The organism is Paenibacillus paeoniae (assembly GCF_003388735.1).
Taxonomy (GTDB): domain Bacteria; phylum Bacillota; class Bacilli; order Paenibacillales; family Paenibacillaceae; genus Pristimantibacillus; species Pristimantibacillus paeoniae.
This window is the reverse complement of sequence record NZ_QUBQ01000002.1, coordinates 421,558-441,187: the sequence shown is the minus strand read 5'-3', so window position 1 is coordinate 441,187 and position 19,630 is coordinate 421,558. Positions and strand designations below refer to the sequence as shown.

General features: G+C 41.7%; 18 protein-coding genes. 11 read left to right on the top strand and 7 right to left on the bottom strand.

Annotation, left to right across the window (positions count from 1 at the left end; genetic code table 11):
• Positions 1–10: 10 nt before the first annotated feature.
• Complete coding sequence (locus tag DX130_RS14310; RefSeq protein ID WP_116046486.1) at positions 11–4,255, bottom strand: InlB B-repeat-containing protein; 4,245 nt, start codon at positions 4,253–4,255, stop codon at positions 11–13.
• Between the two features lie 365 nt (positions 4,256–4,620).
• Between DX130_RS14310 and DX130_RS14305 the strand changes: the two genes are divergently transcribed.
• Both DX130_RS14305 and DX130_RS14300 read left to right on the top strand, forming a co-directional pair.
• The gene (locus DX130_RS14305) at positions 4,621–5,034 is read left to right on the top strand and encodes a hypothetical protein (RefSeq protein WP_116046485.1); all 414 of its coding nucleotides are present in this window, start codon (positions 4,621–4,623) and stop codon (positions 5,032–5,034) included.
• A 230-nt stretch (positions 5,035–5,264) separates the two neighbouring features.
• On the top strand, positions 5,265–5,486 hold the full coding sequence (locus tag DX130_RS14300; protein ID WP_240644546.1) for an S-layer homology domain-containing protein: 222 nt from the start codon (positions 5,265–5,267) through the stop codon (positions 5,484–5,486).
• A gap of 216 nt (positions 5,487–5,702) precedes the next feature.
• On the opposite strand, the gene DX130_RS14295 is transcribed toward DX130_RS14300, so the two are convergent.
• Both DX130_RS14295 and DX130_RS14290 read right to left on the bottom strand, forming a co-directional pair.
• The gene (locus DX130_RS14295) at positions 5,703–6,344 is read right to left on the bottom strand and encodes a hypothetical protein (protein ID WP_116046481.1); all 642 of its coding nucleotides are present in this window, start codon (positions 6,342–6,344) and stop codon (positions 5,703–5,705) included.
• 583 nt (positions 6,345–6,927) lie between these two features.
• Entirely contained in the window at positions 6,928–7,683 is a 756-nt protein-coding gene (locus DX130_RS14290; protein ID WP_116046479.1) for an SDR family NAD(P)-dependent oxidoreductase, read from the bottom strand.
• 219 nt (positions 7,684–7,902) lie between these two features.
• Between DX130_RS14290 and DX130_RS14285 the strand changes: the two genes are divergently transcribed.
• Entirely contained in the window at positions 7,903–8,790 is an 888-nt protein-coding gene (locus DX130_RS14285) for an AraC family transcriptional regulator (RefSeq protein ID WP_116046478.1), read from the top strand.
• A 538-nt stretch (positions 8,791–9,328) separates the two neighbouring features.
• Positions 9,329–9,520 carry a hypothetical protein gene (locus tag DX130_RS26210; protein ID WP_133297933.1) on the top strand — a complete coding sequence of 64 codons (192 nt, stop codon included), beginning with the start codon at positions 9,329–9,331 and terminating at the stop codon, positions 9,518–9,520.
• A 387-nt stretch (positions 9,521–9,907) separates the two neighbouring features.
• Here DX130_RS26210 and DX130_RS14270 read toward each other — a convergent pair whose 3' ends face one another.
• On the bottom strand, positions 9,908–10,465 hold the full coding sequence (locus tag DX130_RS14270) for a hypothetical protein (RefSeq protein WP_116046472.1): 558 nt from the start codon (positions 10,463–10,465) through the stop codon (positions 9,908–9,910).
• A gap of 136 nt (positions 10,466–10,601) precedes the next feature.
• Between DX130_RS14270 and DX130_RS14265 the strand changes: the two genes are divergently transcribed.
• A complete protein-coding gene (locus DX130_RS14265; protein WP_116046470.1) occupies positions 10,602–11,210 on the top strand; it encodes a TetR/AcrR family transcriptional regulator in 609 nt (202 codons plus the stop codon).
• Between the two features lie 10 nt (positions 11,211–11,220).
• Here the strand turns inward: DX130_RS14265 and DX130_RS27445 are convergent, their stop codons facing one another.
• From DX130_RS27445 to DX130_RS14250, 3 genes are all read right to left on the bottom strand, one after another.
• Positions 11,221–11,397: a LuxR C-terminal-related transcriptional regulator gene (locus DX130_RS27445; RefSeq protein ID WP_116046468.1), complete on the bottom strand. Its 177-nt coding sequence runs from the start codon at positions 11,395–11,397 to the stop codon at positions 11,221–11,223.
• Between the two features lie 464 nt (positions 11,398–11,861).
• Positions 11,862–12,803: an aldo/keto reductase gene (locus DX130_RS14255; protein WP_116047203.1), complete on the bottom strand. Its 942-nt coding sequence runs from the start codon at positions 12,801–12,803 to the stop codon at positions 11,862–11,864.
• 48 nt (positions 12,804–12,851) lie between these two features.
• Positions 12,852–13,691, bottom strand: coding sequence for an oxidoreductase (locus DX130_RS14250; protein WP_116046466.1), 840 nt, complete (start codon positions 13,689–13,691; stop codon positions 12,852–12,854).
• Between the two features lie 160 nt (positions 13,692–13,851).
• Between DX130_RS14250 and DX130_RS14245 the strand changes: the two genes are divergently transcribed.
• From DX130_RS14245 to DX130_RS14215, 6 genes are all read left to right on the top strand, one after another.
• Positions 13,852–14,238, top strand: a complete 387-nt coding sequence (locus tag DX130_RS14245) for a MerR family transcriptional regulator (protein WP_116046464.1) — start codon at positions 13,852–13,854, stop codon at positions 14,236–14,238.
• A gap of 556 nt (positions 14,239–14,794) precedes the next feature.
• The gene (locus DX130_RS14240) at positions 14,795–15,382 is read left to right on the top strand and encodes a DUF6985 domain-containing protein (protein ID WP_240644512.1); all 588 of its coding nucleotides are present in this window, start codon (positions 14,795–14,797) and stop codon (positions 15,380–15,382) included.
• A gap of 277 nt (positions 15,383–15,659) precedes the next feature.
• Positions 15,660–16,622 (top strand): helix-turn-helix transcriptional regulator, encoded by a 963-nt coding sequence (locus tag DX130_RS14230; RefSeq protein ID WP_116046463.1) that lies wholly within the window; start codon positions 15,660–15,662, stop codon positions 16,620–16,622.
• A 109-nt stretch (positions 16,623–16,731) separates the two neighbouring features.
• Positions 16,732–17,358 (top strand): type 1 glutamine amidotransferase family protein, encoded by a 627-nt coding sequence (locus DX130_RS14225; RefSeq protein WP_116046462.1) that lies wholly within the window; start codon positions 16,732–16,734, stop codon positions 17,356–17,358.
• A gap of 302 nt (positions 17,359–17,660) precedes the next feature.
• Positions 17,661–19,070, top strand: coding sequence for a TQXA domain-containing protein (locus tag DX130_RS14220; RefSeq protein ID WP_116046460.1), 1,410 nt, complete (start codon positions 17,661–17,663; stop codon positions 19,068–19,070).
• 241 nt (positions 19,071–19,311) lie between these two features.
• Positions 19,312–19,509, top strand: coding sequence for a hypothetical protein (locus DX130_RS14215; RefSeq protein WP_116046458.1), 198 nt, complete (start codon positions 19,312–19,314; stop codon positions 19,507–19,509).
• Positions 19,510–19,630: the final 121 nt, after the last annotated feature.

The following is a 19,630-nucleotide window of genomic DNA, read 5'->3' as shown; positions in this document are numbered from 1 at the left end:
AACCGGCTTACTAAACCTCTTGTGCGACTTCTTGCTTTAGCTGCAATGCCCTGTACATCATTGCGACAAACTGCGCGCGCGTAACGGGTTCATCCGGGTTGAATTTGCCGTTATCGCCTAGTAAAATCTCTAGTTCTGCTAATGCAGCGACATAAGCATAGCTCCAATGCGTAGATGGCACGTCTTGGAATGGACTTGTTCCGCTTAACTCGATCTTAAGGGCAAGCGCCACAATTTTTGCCATCTGCGCCCGTGTTACGGGTTCGCTTGGATTAAATCTGCCATTTGTTCCATCTACGATTCCGGCTTGCTGCAGTAACGCGATGGCTTCATAATTCGCATGGTTAGGCGATACATCAGAGAACGATTCCAATTCACGTACGGGCTCGAGCTCGAAAGCACGCATGAATATCAGAGCCATATGTTGTCGCTGAATGGATTCATTCGGTTTAAACGAGCCATCTGCGTACCCCGTTATGATACCTTGACTAGCCAATTCCTCAATCATTTCTTGTGCCCAATGTCCCGAGATGTCTTTAAATTTCACAACCGGCTTCGGATCTGGTGTCATGACTGCAATCCATTTCGCATACAATGTGGTGTTTGTTGTCACACGATCCTTTTCATAATCCCACTTTTGGGTCAATGCTGTATCGTGATACCAGCCTCCAAAAATAAATCCTTCCTTAACTGGTGTTGGAAGCTCCGTTAACTTTGAATCATTCACAATAACGAGACTGCCTATAACGTCCGCGCCATTTGTTTCAAAATGTACCGTATAACGAAGTATTGGCGGTGGCACATAGCCCCCAGAGGAATTATTCGCAGTCCACTTTGCATACAACGTCGTATTCGCCGTGACCCGATCATTGTCGAAGCTCCATTGGTTTGTTAATGTAATTTCTTTATACCAGCCACCAAATGTAAATCCCGACTTCGTTGGTACATCAGGCTCTGTTGCCCATTCATTGTATGATTTCGTCTGATTTGCCACGACATTTCCTCCATCGGACTCAAAAGACACTGTATAATGATTCATTTCCCAGGTTGCATACAGCGTGACATTAACTGTGCTTATCGTAAAAGTATCATTGGCGACATAGCTTGTCCCGCTTCCATCTGCTTCAGTATTCCAACCAATAAACGTAAATCCAGTCTTTACGAGACTTCCTATATGATTAACGACTGAAACGGTATTCCCGGTTTCATAAGTTTGAATATCAACGGGTACAAGCCCTTCCGTAGCTCCATTTCCGTCGTAGCTTACTCGATATTTGAAGATACTGAACGTAATGGTGATTGAATTACCTGCTTCATCCGTAACGATAAGCACATAGGAGCCCTCGGCGCTCACAGTCGAGCCGTTTATAAAAACGTTGCCGTTTAATGTTGCTGTCCCTTCATTAAAGGCAATTGTTCGCAAGGAGCCATAGCTCTCTCCATCCGCTACGCCCGTAACGATTGGCGCAGTGTTGTCCAGTGTTATACTTGATTGATCCAAACCTGTATTTCCTGCCCGGTCAATGAAACGAACATAAACCGCCTTGTTGCCATCGCCTGCCGGCAGCGTATAGCTCATGCTTGCGCTAAAGGCCTGTTCAGATGACCACGTAAGGTTATCATTGGAGAACTGTACGCTTACCACATCCGTTACACCTGCTCCTAAAGTGAAATCAAGCGTCACTTCTTGGTCTGTTGCATAAGTAGCTCCTCCATTAATCGCCACTGTTCCTGTTGGCGGTTCCGTATCTAACGTCACATTTGAGCTGTATACAGGGGATTCATTGCCTGCATGATCAATGAGACGAATGGTAATTGCCTTCAATCCATCTGTGCTACCTACGTCTATCTGGAAACTGCTCGTATAAGCAATTGTCGTTGCTGTTCCTCCGTTGATGCTATAGCGAATATTTGCAATATCCGTTACGCCTGCATCTGGCGTTATATCCACGATAACATTCGAATCAATCGTGTAGGCATTGCCATTATTGACGGACACCGCACCTGTTGGAAGCGTGCGATCAAGCGTTACGTCCAACGTAAGCACGGTTGTATTCCCTGCCAGGTCAGATAAACGAACCTGTAAAGTTTTCACGCCATCCACTGTTTCCTGCAGCGTATACGACTGTGGACTAGCGCTATAGGCTGCTAAAGCACCGTAAGCTAGACCTGTCTCACCAAACTCCATATAATCGGCATTACTGCTTGATACCGTAAATGATACGTGAAGTGAATTCGTTATACTTGGTGTTAAAAGCGTTATCGTACCTGTCGGCGCTGTCGTGTCCAGTACAATACTTGCTTGAGCCGTGCCCGTATTTCCTGCCCGGTCAATGAAACGAACATAAACCGTCTTGTTGCCATCGCCTGCCGGCAGCGTGTAGCTCATGCTTGCGCTATAGGCCTGTTCAGATGACCACGTAAGGTTATCATTGGAGAACTGTACGCTTACCACATCCGTTACATCTGCTCCTAAAGTGAAATCAAGCGTCACTTCTTGGTCTGTTGCATAAGTAGCTCCTCCATTAATCGCCACTGTTCCTGTTGGCGGTTCCGTATCTAACGTCACATTTGAGTTGTATACAGGCGATTCATTACCTGCATTGTCAATGAGTTGAAGAGTAATTGCCTTCAGTCCATCTGTGCTGCCTACATGGATGGTAAAACTGCTTGTATACGCAATTGTAGTTGGTAATCCTCCGTTGATACTGTAGCGAATACTCGCTATATCCGTTACACCAGCATCTGGTGTTATATTAACGTATACGTTGGCATTATTTGTATAATCACTACCATTATTCACAACGACCGTACCAGTTGGCACTGTTGTATCCAAAATAATACTGTCTTGTATTATGGTAATATTATCTGCTCGATCGATTAAACGTACATACACCGTTTTATTTCCATCTCCTACTGGTAACGTATAGCTTTTTATGGGACTAAAGGCTTCAACTCCTGACCAAGAACTATTGTTATCAGAAAATTGTACCCCTACCACATCTGTTACACCGTTGCCTAAAGATAGATTAAGCGTTACTCCAGAAGTAGTTGTATACACGTTGCCATTATTAATAACAATAGAGCCTGTTGGCACTTCGGTATCCCGTGTTATAGTTCTTTCATATTCAATGGATGCGTTCCCTGCACCATCAACTAACTTAAATTTTAAAACTTTATCTCCATCATTATTTCCTATTGATAGCATAAAGCTTGGTACATAAGGCATCTGTGTAAATGGGTTTCCGTTAACCGAATATTGGATATGCGTGATATCAGTTACTCCGGCATCTGGACTTATTGAAATAGATACAGCCGAACTATTCGTGTATTGGTTGCCTAGATTTACAATGATCGTCCCTGTCGGGGGAGTCTTATCTATTCGAAATTGTACGGTTTTTTGTTGGCTGCCAGCCGTGACGGTTAACGTATAGGCGCCTTCACTGGAGACTGCCGTTCCGCTTACAAAAGGACTACCATTTAATGTTGCTGTTCCTGCATTAAATTGAGGCGTAACATTCGTGTTGTAAAGACCGCCGTCCGTCACGCCTGTTATTTCAATAGTAGGGAGTTGTGAATACGAAATAATTAAATACGGACCCAAAGTACCATTGCCTACATTCGTTTCGGTCATCTGAATATAATGTTCAAGATTGTTGATTCCATTACTAGCCGCTTCTTGAGCATTCATTCCCGATAAAATAAAGGTTGCTTTAGGATTAGCCTTCAAGGATTCATCTACTATGTAGCTGGTAAAATTAAAGGGAGCTAGCGTAGGTTTTAGTAGGGGGGCATTATTGGCTAATATTCTTGTTTGTGTAGAACCCGAAGTTGGAGCTGGCGGCGAAGTTATATTGCTATCCTGGGTCCAGCTATGATTGGTGCTCGTAGAAATCTTTAGCGAAAAATTAGTTGTTGGTTGTAAATTGCCGCCTGATACAGGAATATATAGACTGGCCGTTTCAATCTCGTATCCTGCAGGGATTGGCGGTAAATCATACTTAAGCAATACTTGAGCCTCCACAGGAACACCAAATGTTCCCCGATAGCCAACATCCAGATATCCGAGATCTCCATTCTCATAAATCAAGCTAGCATTAATACCCTCGTAAATGATCGTTGTATCTTCAGATGCAAAGATAGGTGTTGGAGGTATGTTAGCTGAAGCTACGCTTTGACTATTTAAAAATACGATAATTGCCATACAGAAGATTACGAGTAGCATGCTTCCTCTGGAAACAAACTTTTTGCCCATCACATGTTCTTCCTTTCCGTATTAGAAATATTTTCAATGATTCGTATGAAGTGGTCATCTTTTTTCTTCCTGCATAGAGTTAATTCGCAAAATTAACACAATTTTAACCATATTTCGACATATCCTTAATTACTATACTTCATAATTTATTCTTTTCATAGAGTTAGCTTTCATTCCTATTGGCGCGGACATAAAGTTTTCTTTACATTTCATATATGGAGCAATCCATCATGATAAATTAGAAGTAATATTTGTAGGTTTTTGACGAAGAAGAGTTAGCTGTCGTGGGAGACGGCAGAAGCAGCTGTGTGCTTGGGCCAAGGCATCGTTGCATATGACGATATTTGTAATTAGGGGGAAATGGCGTGAATGTAAAATCTGTGCAGCTGGTCAGTGATTATTTCAAAGCGAGGCAGCAAGGCAAGGACGCTCATGCGACGAATGATCAGACGCGTTTGGCATCTATTCGAAATATACTCATACAGGGAAAGATGCTGCGCACCGACGAAATGGACTACTTGCAGCGAAAGGATTCTACTTTATATAATCAAGCAATCAGCCTCTCGATGGAACGCCAAGCGTATAAAGACGCATTGCAGCAAAGTCGGAGCAAAGCGGATGCGAGTTATTACAAAACCTTCAAGCTGATGCAGATTGCTGGGCAACTGAAGCATGGTGGTTCCGAGGAGCAGTTGATGCGCGTGAACTCGATTCAGGAAGCCCATCGCGAGTTCATTCGATCGAGCAAGTATGCCTCGCTGAGGTCAGATGGGGCGTAACTGCCAGTGAATGGTTAATAAGCTCCAGTTGAGCAGCGACAAAACAGGAGCGGATAAGGCATCCCTCGTTGATTATTTGCGTTAACTTTGCTTATCCACACATGTGAAGTGCGTAGTGTCAATAAATCGTATTGACGAATAACGGGACGCTTAAAGCGCGTCAATATCTAATAAAAGCCTAGCCCTCATTTCGTCCAGATGCAGAAATAACGCGCGCAGAGATGGCAGTGATGATCGCGTATGCGCTAAAGTTGACGATCGAAGAGAATGAGCCAACCGGCTTTACAGACGAAAAGAACATCCCGTCATGGGCGAAAGGTGTGGCGGCGGCAATGAAGAGGCTTGGCATTATGCAAAGACAAGTAGCAAATAGATTTGATTCTGATGCGAAAGCAACCAGAGCTGAAGCAGCAACCATTCTGTTGAGAATGTTGGAGCAACAGAATAAATAGTTTAACTAATGGCGGGTTACACTGAAGGTGGTTCACCAAACTGCCTCAGGGTAACCCTTGCTTTTTCGAGGAAGGTTGATACATGCCGGACGAAGTTAACAGTAAATCAACGTTTCAATAAGCTGATCAGATACCGTTACCTTGTTTACCCTAATTAAATAATAGCCCGCCAACCATTAGGTTTAGCGGGCTTCAAACCTTTAATTAAAGAGGGAGTTAATCTGTAAGAAAGTCTGGTTCATCTTCTAGACGATAATCCCTTTGTGGTGGATTCTTTTCATTTTCTTTCATGATCTCCTTGATTTGTTTATTTATTTTATTAAGTTTAAATCCATATTCATTATTTGATTCACTTTCTATTGACTTGTTATTATTTATTGAAAACTTGCCTTGTGCTTGACCTACTACATAATAGCCAAAATCATCCCTGTCAGGGCGTGTTCCTTTTTGGCTAGTTAAGAAAACGATAACGTCCTCACCCATTTTGAAGCTGGGTATAGAATGTGAATCAATACTAAGAATTGTATCGTTTGTTTCTCCGCCAATAGTCCGAACCTCGACTTGCACTTCTGGCTTACCTTTGTATACCTGAGTTACTTGAATGAATGTATCTGTTGCCGGGAAACCCATATAATCCGTTTGTACTTCTTGTGATGTGACTGTTCCTCTAATTATCACATCTGCTATTTCTACTAAAGAGTGTTTATCCCGTTTTAGAATACTTACATCAGTAGAAACAACATTTTTATCAATTACGTTTTTATTTTTATCAATTACGTTTTTATTTTTGTCTATTCCGCAAGCGACTGCAATTAACATAATAAGTATGATAAGAATTATTCCACTTACTTTTTTCATAATTTATAACCCTCCTTTTATTCTACCATCTAATAAATGACTCAAATGCTCGATAACAAGACCATCTATCCTTGAATTATAAGCATATACTATTCCCCAAAAAGTAGTAAAACCCTCATAACCAGTAGTGATGGTATTGCTACCATTTTGACTGGGGGCAGTGTCTGTTGTACTTTAGTCAATTCACATGTTAAACGCTTCCAGTTCCTTTTTAGTTTCTATTAATTTCAAAAATATAAAAAAATGGAATCTAAAGAAGGGGACGTGAGCAGTAGAAGTTAAAAGGGAAAGGACAACTAAAGAAACTAATGATATTCGTTAGCGAATCAACCCGCTGTTCTTGAGTTAGGGCAGATACTTTGGAAATGGCCTGAGTCATTTAATCAGCAGACCATTGTTACTGCGAGGCTATTTGGAGAAAAGGAAAAACTATAGGTTAGTTATGGAGCCCCCGAAAAATTATAGGAAATATCTTTGAAGCAAGACGTCACCTTCGGCGTCATAATGAACAAATAGCGGCCTAGGGATCAGTTCCCGTAAGCCGCTATTTTTTAGGTTAATTCACATGGGGAATACCGAGTTCTTACAGCAAATGTCCGCCAGACACTTCAATGTCCTGTGCTGTAACCCAGCTGAAATCGTCGGATAATACGTTCACAATGACCTTCGCCATATCTTCGGGTTGGCCGATTCGTCCAAATACAGATTGCTCAGCCAGCGGCTGAATGAATTCAGGATGTTTATCGAATACTCCATCACCAAAATTGCTGTGCGTAGGACCAGGCGAAATTGCGTTGACCCGAATTTGTCGAGGTGCAAGTTCTTTGGCGATGTAGCGAGTCCAAGTTGAAAATGCTGCTTTTAACGAGCCATAGGTGGAGTATCCTGGGAATGATTGGTTTTTAGACGAACTCGTAGTATTTACAATGGCTCCGGCATCATTCATGAATCCGACAAGTTGTTGTGTCAAAAAAATCGGTCCTTTGAAGTTCGTATTCAGAATCTTGTCGAAGTATTCTTCGCTCATCTCAGTAAACATCATTGGCCCACCGATACCGCCATTATTAACCAAGTAATCAAATGTTGTTCTGTTCCAAATATCTTTGAGGCTCTTTTTTACTTCTACAACAAAACCTTCGAAGGTTGATATTTGAGTCAAATCCAGCTTCAATGCGAATGCCCGAACTCCATGATTCTTCTCAATTTCCTTAACGACAGCTTCTGCACGATCCTTATAGGAATTGTAGGTGAGAATGACGCTAATTCCGCGCTTGCCAAGCTCAAGAGCCGTCGCTTTTCCAATGCCATTACTTCCGCCGGTTACAATTGCAATTTTCATAAAGATCCTCCTTAATAATGTGTTCGATCTGAATTCAATTTTAGTCGGATCTGTTGAATCAATATAGATCTAATAATGCCTTTTGATTGCCTAAAAGCACCTCGTTACTGTTATATTAACCTGTATTATTGCTTATTTATGTAACATGAAGTGCCTAAAAATGCCGTGGTGCTTCAGAGTTGTGTTGAGGGGCAAGAAGTCATGTGATAACATAAGGACATGAATAAAGTACTTGATGAAATCATTGAACTAATGCAAGGCGCGGACACTCGACAAATTGAAACTGGAGTACCGGGGTTAAGTAAGATTAAGGGAGACATTCCAGCACATCAACTCGCAGCGCTCTACGAGCCGATGATAGGTTTTACGGTCCAAGGAACAAAGATCCTTTCAATCGGAGAGCGTAGCATTAACCTGAATGGACCATCCTATTTTGTGTTACCGGTACATGTTCCTGCAACTGCCAGTGTACACCCAGATCGCGATGGACGGCCTTACATGTCCCTTGGTCTTAAATTGAATCAGAATGTTCTTCAGAGTTTGTTAAGGGATCTTCCTGACAATTTAATACCAACTGCTTCTGAGCATTTCGCAGCTTGTGAAATAAACGTTGAATTTATGGAGGCATGGCTGCGCTTATTAAGATTATCGAAAACAACAAGAGATATTCCAGCTCTTGCACCGGCTTATGAGCGCGAAATTCTTTACCGCGTTCTAATGGGACCACAAGGAGGGTATCTGAGGCAATTTGGTCTGAGGGAAAGTAATTTATCCAAGATTTCTCAGGTTGTAAAATGGTTTCGTCATAATTTTACGAGGTCAATAGATATTGGCGAGATGGCATCAAAATCCGGCATGGCTATCAATACCTTCCATCGTCAGTTTAAAAAGGCAACGGGTTTAAGTCCTATTCAATTTCAAAAGCAATTAAGGCTATTGGAGGCAAGAAACCTCATTGCATTCGAAGGCTATCCAGTAGCCAGCGCCGCATATCATGTTGGGTATCAGAGTCCCTCACAGTTTAATCGAGAGTATTCTCGCTTCTTCGGTTCATCTCCAGCCAGGGACACGGAGAACCTAAGACGAATCGAAAGTATGAGGGATTAGATAGTTGGCGTATTTTTTTGTACAACTCCACACATGTGGAGTGCTTAATATTGATGGTGCTAAAAGAATAACTGAGATGTGACAGTAGAGCTCATAGCCATACAGTGTGAAACGCATCACAAACACCTTAAGTAGTCAGCTGCCATCAATGCCTAAGCGCGTTCCAGTGCTCCTCATGAATGTGTTTGTTCTCGCCGTGAGCCATGTTTCAGACTGGTGATGGTAACAGTATGGCCACGCTCCTAGACGCCCCGAGTCCACTCAAGAACAAACGTACTCACGCCAAACCAGCGCTGTCGGATCTCACAATAAAAGCGTTCATTCTCTAAGGGACCGAACCGCGCTGGGCCATTTGTCGCTTAGGCAGGTTACGGGGGCGTTGCCTTTTGCGGTACTCTCGGTCATTTGTTTGTCATCGTAGAAAATACGACAGGTAATGAAACTAGCCGAAGGGGATGCTGTGGCTGAAATTTTCGCGGACTTGAAGTTGAATGGTTTACTATAGTCAACTGAGAGCTCAAGAGTATAGGGAAGTGCTATGTCGGCTTCTTCTCGCGAGTCCGTGCCGTCTCGCGTTGTCAATTCGACGGAGACACTATCCGCAGTGGGTGCATCGCTCTCGATGACGTACTTCACGATGCCGCTCTTAGCCACGGATCCGCTGCATCCGAGCAGAGAGATCGCCATCGTGACAGTGACGGCCCACCTTGCTGCACACCAAATCATATGAATTGATTTACTTATTCTGGCTGAGGTTCTCATGAAATCTATCCTTTCAGGAAAAGAATCATCTAGTCGGTCGTCCTACTGAATTCGTTACCACATTAACATGTTGACAGGAACATCATTTATGGCCGTTCCGTTTCTCTTTAGAACGAAGATACATACCGTAAATTACAAATCCAGCTCCGAAGATGAGCAGGAATCGTCCCGTCCCTGGAAGGTTTGAGAGGATGAAATGGTTGCTTTCGTTTTTTTTTTTTGGCATAAATTGGAGTATCGTACCAGTGATGAGAAAGATTGTACCCCAAATAAACTCAATACTGCTTTTGCTCATTGTATCTACTTCCTTTCATATAAATTGTGATGCGCCAAACTAAAGTGACATCAGTCATTTTCAGTCATTGTTTTTATGCCGGATAGGTGCTTTTTTGGGCCAAACAAAATAGGCGATGGTAATTAACAGATCGATGCCCAATACCCGTGACCACCAACGTATCGTACTCGTTAGTGCTTCGGTTCGTTCCGGGTCCTGAACTAGGTAAATGAGTCCGAACAGGCAGCCTATACCAATTGCGTACGCAAGAACATGTTTGAGCCAGCTCTTTAAATAATGACGTGCATAGTCATTCCCATAGCGTTTGATCGGTTTATCTCCCTGTTTGACGATATAGTAGCGGAATCGTTCGTCTGCCCATGCAATTATGCTTTTGCCGAAAACGATGGATACACCGATATAGACGGCTGCAATCGCATGCGCGGGTGTTGCAATAGAGCCACGATACAGGTCAAATCCTGTAATAATAAGCAGAATTAAATCAATTATGGGAGTAAACGCAAGCAGAAGGAAGCCTAATCGTTCCTTGCGCAGCAGGTACCGTACCGTTAAACCTAGAATGATGACAACCCAGAAAGCAACCTCGCATGACACAATCATCCAAGCAACAAAATTCAATAAAACACCCCTATCATAATACACACGATTAATACACGTGTATTATTTGAATTGAAAAAAGTATATCATCTGCACTCAAATAATACAACTGTATTATTTAGTTGTGTGTAAAAGTTACCTTTGCTACAATGGAGACATGACAAAAATTGTAGATCACGATCAAAGAAGATTACTAATTGCCGAGGCTACTTTGCGTATTATCAGACAGATGGGCATGAAAGGAGCGACCGTTAGAAATATTGCTCAGGAGTCGGGCTTGTCGCTTGGCGCCTTGCGCCATTATTTCTCGACCCAGGATGAGTTGCTTAATTTTTCCATGAGGTTGGTGAAGGAGCGGGCAACAGTTCGTATTAATGAACTTGTCTCTATAGACATGCCGCTGTTTCAAAAGGTGCTGCGGATTTTGCTGGAACTGTTACCTACAGATGACAACAAGCTGGCAGAAATGGAGGTGTGGTTTGCATTCACAGCTCATTATAGAAGCAGTGGCACCACATATGACGCGCAGCACGATGGCGTGCAGGACCTTGTTGAGCGTCTGCTTCATAGCTTGAAAGAGTCGGGATTGCTGCGGCCTGAACTTGACTATACACTGGAGACGGAACGGTTATACGCTTTTATTGATGGCATAGCGCTGCACGCATTGCTGGATACGAAGCGAGTAGATTATGAACGAATCGTAAATGTGGTGACCTATCATATGAAATCTATCTGTACTGAAGAATCTTTTCTTCTTGAAAGATAAACATTTTTCTTTAACTGAACAATCCCCGCACATGGAACCTAACGGTATTTGGCGACATGTTCAATGCTTCCGTAATTTGGTTTCTTGTGTAACCTTTGACTAGAAGATTCAGCACCACTTTTTCGGTACGGGTTAAAATCCGATTCAGCTCTGCAAGTCTTAGTTGGCTGATTGCAAGGTCTAACATAGTAGTTTCATATTACATGAATACGGTAGGTACTGATAAAACAGCATTTACCGTATTTCTGTCATCCAATAAAATTTCAAAAATCCTTTGTTAATGTGGCTTAAGTTGCCCCCTTGCAATTTTTTTATATTAAGCATACAACACATGTGGAGTGCTTAATATTGATGGTTGGAAAATGAGGTGTGGCAGTATTGCTCAACACGTCTATAAGTCAGTTCATTGAAACTGTGGGCTAAGCGGCGATAATGGATAGGAAATCAACGGATGGGAAACAGTATGGGATCGTAAGATAATTTATTCAAATGGAAACATTACAAGGTGGAGATGATCCTATTAGCAGTACTTCGGACCTGCCTCTATAGTAATTGGCGACTCATCTTGAATGTGTTTGTAAAAATCAAAAAAACTCCTATATAGGAGTTTTTTTGATAAGCAATGTTAGCGCATGAATGGCTACTATAAATTTAGAAACGCCCCCCGGCAGCGAAGCCTTTTGGAGAAATACGATCAATTTCTTCGAAATCCGCTGGAGTAAGTTGAACCTGCAGAGCGTCAAGATTCTCCTTCACCCGATCTATTCGCTTTGTACCAGGGATTGGCACAATGAAGTCTCCTTGGGCGAGCAGCCATGCCAATGCAAGTTGAGCAGATGTACACCTTTTTTTTGAAGCCATCTCTTCAATCAGCGTTGCGACTTCCACATTTTTAATGAAGTTATCGCCTTGGAACCGTTCATAATGCCGCCTATAATCATCCTCTGCCAAATCCTCGAACTTCTTAATTTGTCCTGTTAGGAATCCCCGTCCCAGCGGACTATAAGGTACAAAGCCAATTCCCAATTCTTTGAGAACCGGAAGCACTTCATCTTCCACTTCTCTACTCCATAAAGAATACTCCGTTTCCACTGCAGTAATGGGATGAATGGCATGCGCACGACGGATGATATCAGCAGGTGCTTCGGATAGACCGATAAAACGAATTTTCCCATCTTTGACCAAGTCGGCCATCGTTCCAATGGTTTCTTCAATAGGGGTATTCGGATCGTAGCGGTGTTGGTAATAGAGGTCGATGTAATCCAATCCGAGATGGTATAAGCTAGCATCCACAGATTTTTTGATATACGCCCGATCACCTTTGGGCCCCTGGGTATGCGTTACACCAAATTTCGTGGCAATTACCGCTTTATCCCGTCTATTCTTAAGCGCTCGCCCTACCAGCTTCTCGTTTTCTCCAAACCGCTGCTGAGAAAATTCACCATAAATATCCGCTGTGTCAAACATAGTGACGCCGATATCCAGCGCCTCATGAATCACGCGAACCGATTCCTCGTTATTCGGCATCATCATGGTTCCAAGGCCCAATGCTGAAACCTCTAATCCCTCACGCCCAAGCGTTCTTTTCTGTATAGCTTCCGAACTCATCCAGTCTACCTCCTAGAAATAATAATTTGGTAATTAAATAAAATCTGTGGATGTACCAAGAGTTTCCCATTCAGTCAAATCTTTTTGAACATTTACGATTTTATTGTTAGCTACATCATAGGCATCCTGTCCAAGGAAAAGATGTACGGGTGGATGCTCTGACTCTGTTACTTTGATCAATACATCCATCGCTTTTTCTGGATCACCGGGTTGGTTCTTATCAAAATCTTTCAGAAAAGCTTCTTGTCCATCCCGCATGGTTTTATAATCGTCAATTAGGTTTGTGGTAGTTCCACTAATTGAGCCCTCAGAGAGGAAATTCGTACGAAAATACCCTGGTTTAATGGCAGTTACATGAATTCCGAATGGCTGAAGCTCTTGAGACAGTGCCTCACTAATCCCATCTACGGCAAATTTAGTTGCTCCATAAATACCACCTCCCGCAAAGCCATAAAAACCACCTACGGAAGAGAAGTTAATAATATGCCCAGATCTTTGCTTTCGCAATTGAGGGAGTGCTTGCCGTAAAACGTTAAGTGTACCAAACACATTAATTTCAAAGTTTTTACGGACTAATTCATCCGGAACCTCCTCAATAAATCCTATTTGACCATAACCGGCGTTATTGACGACGACATCAAGCCCGCCAAAATGTTCAATTGTTGCAGAAATGGCTGTTTGGACTTCCTTCTCATCTGATAGGTCGAGGTTTATAGGAAGAAAGCGATCATGGCTTCCGACTACTTTTTCCAAGTCAGCTTTGGTTCTTGAGGTTGCAGCTACTTTATATCCTTGCTCTAATAGCTTTCTGACTAGTGTCAATCCCATTCCCTTGGAAGCACCGGTTACAAACCAAATCTTATTACTGCTCAAAATTCTTCATCTCCCTTTCCTGATCCTTGTTTTGGATTCTTTATAATCATATCTGTTAAAGTATTGTCTAAGTCAAATAGGCCATTATCGTTGAGTAAATAGTCATAAAAGTGTAAAATTTGTTAGAGTAACTATAACTATTAAGGAGTGTGATAAATAAATGGCCTATACCATCAAGGATATTTCAACAAGAACAGGGATAACAGCTCATACACTGCGTTTCTATGAAAAACAGGGAGTCCTGCCTTATGCAGAACGAACTGAACAAGGAATCCGAATGTTTGGCGAGTCAAGTATTGAGTGGATAGAAACAATTTTGGCGCTGCGTTCGACTGGAATACCTTTAGCTGAATTAAAACTATATGTAGATTTATATAAAGAAGGGGATAGTACTCTAAAAAAGCGAAAAGAGATAATGAACGATCACAAAGTAAAAGTCGAGGAACAAATACATCAGTTAATTAAAACCTTAGGAAGAATCAACTACAAAATGGCATTGTATGACGTACAATTGGAAGAATTGGAAAGGTCGTCTTGCACTTTGTGATGTTATGCAAAAAATAGCATCTAGCGATTATTATCGAGTCTGCTTCTACCAAACAAGCGATTTGGATTTACCCGAAGCTAGTATTGAAACGGCATTCTTAGATGAAGCAGGACGCGTCATTAGCTCGGTCATGATGGCCGTAAATTTTCGTGTGAGAAAGGGAGCGTTTTGAGCTAGCCAATAATTGGAGGTTCCATCTGTGATATAGCTTCGCCCTTTCTCGTTCCCTCAGCCATCGGAATTTTCTCAATCCTTGAACAGGGTCAGAAACAGGGCATTCTCCGGGAAACGGATATCATATTATGTTGTCAACTTGTCACTGAAATGATCAACTCTGTCATAAAAGGCTATTTGGCAGGAATTCCTCAACAAGTGCCTATAAAGTGATCCTTAACGTCCAACAAGTGGTTCGGCGCCAGATTTCCCTGCTGAAAATCACAGATGGCTTTTCAAATATAAGCACTCATCCCATGTAGAGTGCTGTGTGTTGCTGGTGAGAGAGTAGTTGTGAATAGCAATCAAAGTCATCTCACAGCCTAAAGGGGTATAAATGAGAATGTCGAATCTACTGCAAAGTAGTTTCCATCAGTTATCGTTTTATCGCTACTATTATTTTTGGAGGGAATATCCGATTAATAGAAAATTTCATTTAGAGAATGTTGGAAAAGAGGATGACATTTACGCATCAAACGGAGAAGCTACTTCAGGATTCGGCTTGTTTGTTTTGTCTAATGAACGCATTGAATACCATTTTAGAGAGGAGGACATGAGTTTAGACGAAGCGGAGTCTTATATCGAAAATTTTTTAAATCATTTACCCGATGAAACGGTCGACGAATTATGTGAAAAAATGTGCGTTTGGAAAGATCATATACTGACAGATTGTTATCCAGATATGAAATGTCCAAATGGTTTGGCGGATGCTCAAGGCAGAGATATCCTACGTTTTATTTCAGTAAGCGATATTTATATCTACAGAAATCCTTATGATAAAAATGATCCCCTATTTGGAGCAAGCGTTTCGGCTGGTATGGAATGGGATTTTGAAGATGGTATTGAAATTATTATCAAAGCCAAGGAAGTTCTTGAAGTACGTGAGTTTCTAGGTTATGGGGAACATGCAATTTGGAAAGAAAACGACTAGGTGCAGACCATAATCATGCGGTCATATTGATGGTTCGAAAATGAGATGTAACAGGTTCGCTCAAATGTAATGTTGATGAAGGTTTAGAAGACTTAACTCAGCTGAGAGAGCTTCGCTGGCAGCGATGAGGTCAGGGGTTCGATCCCGCTAAGGTCGACCATACACGATAAACGCACGTAGTCCGTCGGGGCTGCGTTTTTCAACATTGGGGCGTTCCGTGTGTTAAAGTATTTGTTAGAATTTAAGTATAGTGTTAATCAAAGGTGAGGGTTATGTTATGCCAAAAAACGATAATATGCTAACTATTCTATGGATGTTGAATTCAGGAGAGAAATGGACGGCAAAACAAATATCCGAAAAGTTAGAGATAAATATAAGGACAGTTTATCGTTACATTGATGCTCTATGTGCCAGTGGTGTCCCTATCATATCTGACGCAGGTCACAATGGCGGATATAGCTTACTGCACAAATTTATCAAATCTCCCCTGCTATTTAGTATGGATGAAAAAAAGACACTGCTTCATGCTGCACTATTTGCAAAAGAAGCTGGATATCCTTTGAGTGAGACATTAGAGAATGCAACATCCAAGTTAAAAATGTATTCGAATCAGGAGCAGGAAAGTATATTAAGCCATCATATAGCTGGATTTGAAGTCATAAACCGCAGGGGATATCCTGCGGTGCAGCCGGTATTATTGGAATTGGAGCACGCTGTAGCAAATGAATGGTCTGTAGAAATTTCTTATCGCAACAGTCGTGATAAGCAATCTCAAAATAGGGTAATAGACCCCTATGGTGTGGTTAACTGGAACAATAAGTGGTACACCGTTGCATTTTGCCACTTACGGAATGAGATTCGCAGCTTTAGGGCAGAACGAATTCTGAACATCACACGCACGTCATTCTCATTTAGGCGTCCCAATGAGTTTTCAGCGCGTACTTTTTTTATGAAAAATCTGTTGCCAGAAGTACTAGGTAAATCGGGATTAGTTTCCGTAATTATAAGTGGCAGGGAAGAGGCGTTAGATGATTTATGCATGCATTGGTTTTTAGAGCATCATTTGCAAGAGCGAACTTCAACGCAAGCAAACTTTTTACTAGAGGAAGAAATAATGTATGCACATATGCCTTACATGATTTTATCTTACGGGAAATCCATTAAAGTAATTGAACCACAAAGTCTAAAGGATAAGCTTGTGGCTGTTGCTTCAGAGATCATGGAATATTATCAAGCGTAACAACTTCACTGACAGTAGCTGTCAGTGAAGTTGTTTTATTATAAAGATAACCACTCATTATAGATGAAAGGTTGCTGTTACCTAACGAACTTTATGAGGAGAGCTGAAAATGAATAGTAAAGTATATCTTTATGTGTTTGATACCATGTCCGATTGGGAAATCGGTTATTTAACCGCCGAACTGAACTCTGGAAGATACTTCAGACAGGGGCTGGCTCCAGTAAAAATAGTCACCGTTGGATTAGAAAAGACTCCAGTAACTACAATGGGCGGATTGAAAATAATGCCTGATGTTAAAGTGGATGAGTGCAGCATTAAAAGCATAGATGCCCTAATTTTACCTGGTGGAAATACATGGACAGAAGCTGTTCACGCACCCATATTAAAAATTGCCGAGATGTGTTTAAAGGAAGGGATAGTAGTTGGAGCAATTTGCGGTGCTACCATAGGACTTGCTCAAGCAGGATTGTTAGATTCACGTTGGCACACAAGCAATGATTTGGCCTACCTTAAAATGATTTGTCATTCTTACACGGGCGAAGAATATTACAAGATGGAATCTGCTGTCACCGATGAGAGATTGGTCACTGCATCCGGAGTAGCTCCATTAGAATTTTCTGTTCATGTTTTAAAAGTGCTAGATGTATGTTCTCCCAAAACATTAGACGCTTGGTATCGTCTTAACAAAACTCATGAACCTAAATACTTCTACGAGCTAATGAGCTCAATCCAATGACAGCATAGGGATACAACAACACATGTGAAGTGCAGTGTATCGCTCGTGAGCAAGTAGTTCAGAGCCGCATCCCAGCATAGCAATGAATTGGTTTACTTCCATTAGCAACTTCAATTAGTCCGTGTGTTATTTGTATTTTTTGGAATATCGAAGAAGGTGGAATACATATCAAACCATTAATTGTTAATCATATTCGATAAAAGCATTCAAAAAACGATATCGATAACCGATATAAATAATAACAGAACACTTTCTAGAAGTGTTCTGTTATTTACTATGATCATAGAAGGGAGAGCTGTCAAATGAGTAACATAAAAGTGAAGTTAACCGTATTTCTGATTATTCTACTAGGATCAACCTCATTTCAATTTATCCAAGCAGCTCCTCAAGCTGTTGATAAGTTTGAGGTCGTAGAGTATTGGTTTCCTGATGTGCTAATGTACCCTATCATTGTTTTAGCTGAAAATAATAACGGGGTTTATGAAAGAAGGCCGAACGGAGCAGGTCTTCCTGACGGCATTTTAGCTTATTGCTTTGATAGGTCGAGTGATTATCCACTTACGAAATATCTTCACGGTTATCGTGCCGATGAAGAGTTCTTTTCGCCTCTTGAAGAAATTAATAACTACTCCATTAACGGAAGGGCGATTAATGGGGATATGATAAGAGCGATTCTACTCAATGGTTTTCCAACGAAAAGTGTTGCAGATATACAAGCGGCCACTGGTATTACTGGTTTGGACGACAGCATGGCACTTCGGGCCACGCAATTTGCCATTTGGCATTACACGAATGGAGCAACTTTGGCTAACTGGCGTATTCAGCATTTTCCGCCAACACAAGCGGGAGAGGATTTGTTTAATTACTACATCAGTTTAAATCCTATGGGTCCAACGTATGCAGAAACGGATGTAAATGTATTTGATCAGCAATTATCATTTGATGCGAGTGATAACCTTGTTGTATCGGTATCTTATAAAGCGACAGAGAAGAACTATGATGGAACTGTCATTTTACCATCAGTCCAACTAGATAGTGCTACGGGGGCTAGATATCCAAATGCCACTGTAGTTGAATCAATGTACAACAATGTAAGTCCTGACAGTAGGACGATTACGATTACAATCGCTAACGGTGATTATGATAATACGGCTTCGAATGTAGATATTGGACTCCAATTTATGCTGCGTCAATCTGTCAACGATGTGTTCGTCACTTCGTCAGTGAAATATGCCGATGATGTTCAAGATTTAGGTGCGTTCGCAGTCAATGTATTGGATGTGCAAAGGAATATGCTATTGAACTTTAATATTCCCGTGACGCCAACGCCAACGCCGACGCCAACGCCGACGCCAACACCGACGCCAACACCAACACCAACGCCAACACCGACACCAACGCCAACACCGACACCAACAGAAGAACCAGAACTAGTAGGAGAGCCAACACCAACACCAACGCCAACAGAAGAACCAGAAATAGTGGAAGAGCTAACACCAACACCAACGCCAACGCTAACAGAAGAAGCAGAACTAGTAGAAGAGCCAATACCAACGCCAACACAATCTGCACTGACAATCGAGCAGGAAGAAATAAACGTCCTTCCTAAAACGGGTGAGGCAAGTAAAGCTTTATTTTATGTTGTAGGAGCGGTATTTATTGTCGCAGCTTTGTGGTTATTAAGAAGAGGAGATAGCGTGGGTAGAGGTTGAATAAATGATGTGCTTTGAAAAAATAGCCGAAAGCTACTCGAAAGAGAACTGATGGAACTAGAGACCTTGAAGTAATGGCAGAATTGATGTCAAGTTACAGGCTTAGCAAAGCTCAAAGATCCTCCTGCATTAAACCCTTCTTAAGGAAAAAAAACCTTTTACAACCACTTTCAGTGCGTTATAATATAATCACCAAATAGCTTGTGCCGCTTATCAAATAGTAGATATTGGAGGTATGGTCATGGTCAATCGCAATAGAAATAGGTTTTCCATAGCCCTCAGCACGGCTCTAGTCGTGTCTATACTGGTTACAGGCAGCATACTTAATGTTCAAAGTAAAACAACAGTTTCAGCAACGGATCAGTCTGCTACAAATCAGACTACGATAGTGTTGGAGAAGTCAGCAGGAGCTAAAAAGGTTGAAGTTATTAAAGGATAATTGTTAATGAAATAACATATTAAACGGCGAAGACAGCCTTGCATTCATGAGGGCTGTCTTTCTATTTCCCCAGAATTCATGTCAATTAACATCTAACGCTCATATAAGATTGTTCGTTTCC